Source organism: Pararhizobium sp. P1_E7 (assembly GCF_056405855.1).
Genome location: NZ_JBFUBH010000139.1, coordinates 1 through 4,314 on the forward strand (window position 1 = coordinate 1; position 4,314 = coordinate 4,314).

Annotated in this window: 3 protein-coding genes; 2 read left to right on the forward strand and 1 reads right to left on the reverse strand. The window is 57.7% G+C overall.

Features of this window, described 5'->3' with window-relative positions; translation table 11 throughout:
* Positions 1 to 35 precede the first annotated feature (35 nt).
* On the forward strand, positions 36 to 1,226 hold the full coding sequence (locus AC1D17_RS27855) for a calcium-binding protein (RefSeq protein WP_477568472.1): 1,191 nt from the start codon (positions 36 to 38) through the stop codon (positions 1,224 to 1,226).
* A gap of 145 nt (positions 1,227 to 1,371) precedes the next feature.
* On the opposite strand, the gene asnB is transcribed toward AC1D17_RS27855, so the two are convergent.
* The gene (gene asnB / locus AC1D17_RS27860; RefSeq protein ID WP_477568474.1) at positions 1,372 to 3,330 is read right to left on the reverse strand and encodes an asparagine synthase (glutamine-hydrolyzing); all 1,959 of its coding nucleotides are present in this window, start codon (positions 3,328 to 3,330) and stop codon (positions 1,372 to 1,374) included.
* 496 nt (positions 3,331 to 3,826) lie between these two features.
* On the opposite strand from asnB, the gene AC1D17_RS27865 reads away from it, so the two are divergent.
* The coding region (locus AC1D17_RS27865; RefSeq protein ID WP_477568473.1) for a sugar transferase at positions 3,827 to 4,314 on the forward strand (488 nt) is incomplete at its 3' end.

Here is a 4,314-nt window from a genome sequence, read left to right on the forward strand (position 1 = left end):
TACCAGAACCTCTCCGACCAAGCGAAGAGGTAATCATGATTCTCAACGGAACCAGCCTGGCTAACAAGCTGACAGGAACGAGCGCCGCGGACAAAATTTACGGCTATGACGGTGACGATATTTTGTATGGCAACGCAGGTAACGACCTTCTCAATGGCGGGATTGGCAACGACAAGCTTTATGGTGGCCTCGGTGACGACTTCATCAATGCGGGGGCCGGCAACGACTATGCCGAAGGCGGCGACGGTAACGATACTTTCGACGGCGGGGCGGGCAATGACCGGCTTCTTGGCGGCCTCGGAAACGATATTTTYGACGCCGGCCTAGGCGACGACATCCTGGAAGGTGGCGACGGCCACGATCACTTTTTGGGCGGCGCGGGAAACGATACGATTTATGGTGGCGCCGGCGAAGAGTATGTCGATGGCGGTGACGGAAACGATATCATCTATGCAGGAAGCGGAAATGACGGTTTCACCAACCGCATTGATCCCGCGACAGGGAAATTGACGCAGCAGGCCGTGAGCGGGGCCGCTGGCAATGACACCATCTACGGCGAGGATGGTAACGACGCCCTGAAGGGACAGTCGGGCGACGATAAAGTGTTCGGCGGCAACGGCGACGACCGGGTCGATGGCGGAGACGGCAATAACTACCTCAGCGGTGGCGAGGGTAATGACATGCTTGATTCCGAGGGCGGCAAGGACGAAGCGCATGGCGGCATCGGCAATGACAGCATCGAGCTTGGCGGCGGAGACGATGTAGCGTTCGGCGATGCCGGTGCCGACACCATAAGCGGTGAAGGCGGAGCCGACAACCTGAGGGGTGGCGATGGAAACGACCGCTTCTACGGCGGCGACGGAAACGACATTATCCGCGGGGATGCCGGTAACGACGTTCTGATTGGCGATGGCGGCGCCGATACACTTTGGGGTGGCGCAGGCGCCGATCGGTTCTCTTTCAAGGGCGCCAGTGTCCTGACCGGCCGCGATACCGTCATGGACTTTCAGGACGGCATCGATACGCTGAGCTTCGAGAGGCTCGGACTGACCCAGTATTCCAGCTCGGGTGCCAATGGAACGGTTTATGCCTACAATGATGCCAGCGGTGACGTCATCATCAAGGGCCACGACTCTTCGGGCAACGCATTTTCTGTCCTCATCGATGATCCGTTGGGCAATCTTACGGCCGCGAATTTCAGCCATTCGGATTTCATGTTGTCATAAGCGCAGTTCATCTGACGTCCTGACTGAAATCGCAATTGCACACAGCGCCGCGCGTCATTCATGACGCGCGGCGCTGTGTGCAACAGGCATGCATTCGTACGGCTGCAGCGGCAAGGAAGTCGGCGCACGCGGCCTTTCCGGCGTATTACTGGCTGGCCCAACGGTCCAGCCAGGAATTGAACATCAGGATTGTCCAAAGATGCGGCCCCCAATCACGGCTGCCCGAAAGATGCTCTTTCCAGCGCGCTTCTATCGGCTCCACCCGGAAGATGCCGTCGCTGCGCAAGCGAGACGGGGACAGCATGTCGCTTGCCCAGGCGCGCAGCGGACCGCGAAGCCAGGCGTTGAGCGGGATTCCGAACCCCCGTTTCGATTGGTTCATCAGCCTTTCGGGCAATCGGCGGGCCAGCAGTTTGCGTAGCGCGAGCTTGCCTTGGCCCTCGGAAAAACACAGGCCCCGGGGCGCGCGCCAGGCCAGTTCGATGAAACGGTAATCGAGGAGGGGGGCGCGCATTTCGAGACCGACAGCCATCGAGGCGCGATCCAGTTTGACCAGGATATCGTCAGGCAAATAGGCAACCATGTCCCGATACATCATCCTGTCGACAGGACCCAGAGCTGCCGGAATTCGTTTGGACGACATTGCGGTCGGCGGTTCGTGTCCGCCGATGACGATGTCGGCCGAATCCGGCCATTGGGAGACAAAATTCAGATAGCGGTCGTCCGTATCGCTGATCTGCAACAGTTCGGCAAGCCGTTTCACACGGCTGCCGGTGGCCTCGTCGCGCAAAGCCAGGGGGAGGGCGTGACGGCCAAGAGGGGCTGCGACATCGAGGAGCCATTCGGGTGCGAACTTCGCTGCCCGAAGCGCAAGCGAAGGCGTTATTTTCGCCAGGCGCTCGAAAGTCACCATTCGCTGATAGCGCTTGTAACCGCCGAAAAACTCATCGCCGCCATCGCCGGAAAGCGCGACCGTTACGGTTCTTCGCGCGAGCTTCGAAACAAGCAAGGTCGGGATCTGAGATGGATCGGCAAAAGGCTCGTCATAAACATCGGGCAGATCGGCGATCAGCCCAAGCGCTGTCTCTGGTTCGGCGGTGATTTCGGTGTGATCCGTTTTCAGGTGACGGGCAACAGCCGAGGCAGCATCCGCTTCATTGTATTGCTCTTCCATGAAGCGAACGGTGTAGGTTTTGATGGGCGAGGGGGATACTTCCTGCATGACCGCCRAAACCAGGGAGGAGTCGATGCCGCTCGAGAGGAGTGCACCGACGGGGACATCCGACACCATGCGCTCGCTGATCGCTGTCTTCAGCGCGTTGTCGAGAAGATCTAGGGCCTCCTCTTCGTGTTCGATACGCTGCGCATATCCGCGTTCGGCGACATCAAACGCGTCCCAATAGAGCCTTGTCGAGGCCAAAACAGCTGCTGGCGAGGCGGGAGGCTCATCGACCGAGATGCTGACCCACGAACCATGCGGCAACTTGAAAACATTACGGTAGATTGAATAAGGAGTGGGCACGTAGTTGTATCTGAGATACAGCGCAACCGCATCGCGGTCAATCTGCGGAGAATGAAAAGACGGGTGTTGTCTGATGCTCTTCAGTTCGGACCCGAAAGCGACGGCCTCGCCCGACACCCCGATATAAAGGGGCTTCTTGCCGATCCGATCACGGGCGAATATGACCTTGCGCTCGACGCTGTCATACAGGGCGAAGGCGAACATGCCGTTGCAGCGCGCCAGGGCCCTTTCCAGGCCATAGGCTTCGATGGCCTCTAGAAGCACTTCCGTGTCGGAATGGCCCCGAAATCGCAGTCCATATGTTTCCAGTTCGGCGCGAAGCCCGAGAAAACCATAGATCTCTCCATTGTAGGCAATCGTGTAACGGCCGCTGGCGGAATGCATCGGCTGCGCACCTGCCGGTGACAGATCAATGATCGAGAGCCGGCGGTGACAAAGCCCGACATGGCCATCCCCGGCAAGCCAGATTCCCTGTGCGTCGGGACCGCGATGCGCAACTGCACTCGCCATCAGCCGCAGCGTCTCGGCCGATGCGTCGCGTTGGCGCCCCGCGTAGTCTATCAGGCCAGCAATTCCACACATCATTGGTCCCTTCGGTCGAATGATCGTCGTCTGATGGCGGCCTGCGACATGCCGCAGATTAAGCGCTACAACGGTTTTGCACGCCATGAATGACGCGTGGCGCTGTAGATGCGCTTTGCTCAAGATATAGACGGCAGGCGTTTATTGCCCGCCGCTTTGCTCGCAGGCCCAGCAGATCGTGAAAATGTATCGTTTTAAAGAACCGGTCACGACGGATGCAGCGCGTCGAGCCATTACCAGTCAAGCGCATCGTTCAACAGAGGCGTAGTTCAAATGCGATCGAGACCGATGAACGGTGGAATGCTCGCTACATAGTTCATCCCGGCATAGGGTATGGCAATTTCTTTACAGCGTATACTAATCCAGCGTGGAAGATTGAACGAACAAACTGCCGTCGTCAATGCGAAGCTATTTAAAACATAAAGATGAAATTTCTTGCCGGAGCCCGCCTGGGCGGATAAAAATAAAAGGTCGAATGTTTGCCGGGGCATATATTATGAACCGTATTCTTGACATCGTATTCGTACTTGCCGCCGGGCTGTTGATGTTTCCCATCATGCTGCTCGTCGCGATAGCCGTCATTGTTTTTCTAGGCCGGCCGGCACTTTTCGTTCAATCGAGGGCAGGGGAAGGCGAACGCCCCTTCAAAATGATCAAGTTCCGGTCAATGTCGGATAAGAGGGACGGCAATGGCAAGCTGCTGAGCGACGAGGAGCGTACTACTGCATTCGGCCGGCTTCTGCGTCGATCGCGTCTGGACGAGCTTCCTGAGTTCTGGAACATACTTGCCGGCGATATGAGCCTGATTGGCCCTCGTCCGATACTCCCCGAAACGATACGCGCCCTTGGCGAACGTGGAGCTCTGCGCTGTTCGGTCAAACCAGGATTGACGGGGTGGGCGCAGATTAGCGGCAATGCTGTTCTCACAGATAACGACAAGATCGACCTTGATTTATGGTATATCCGGAACAGGACCTTCTGGAT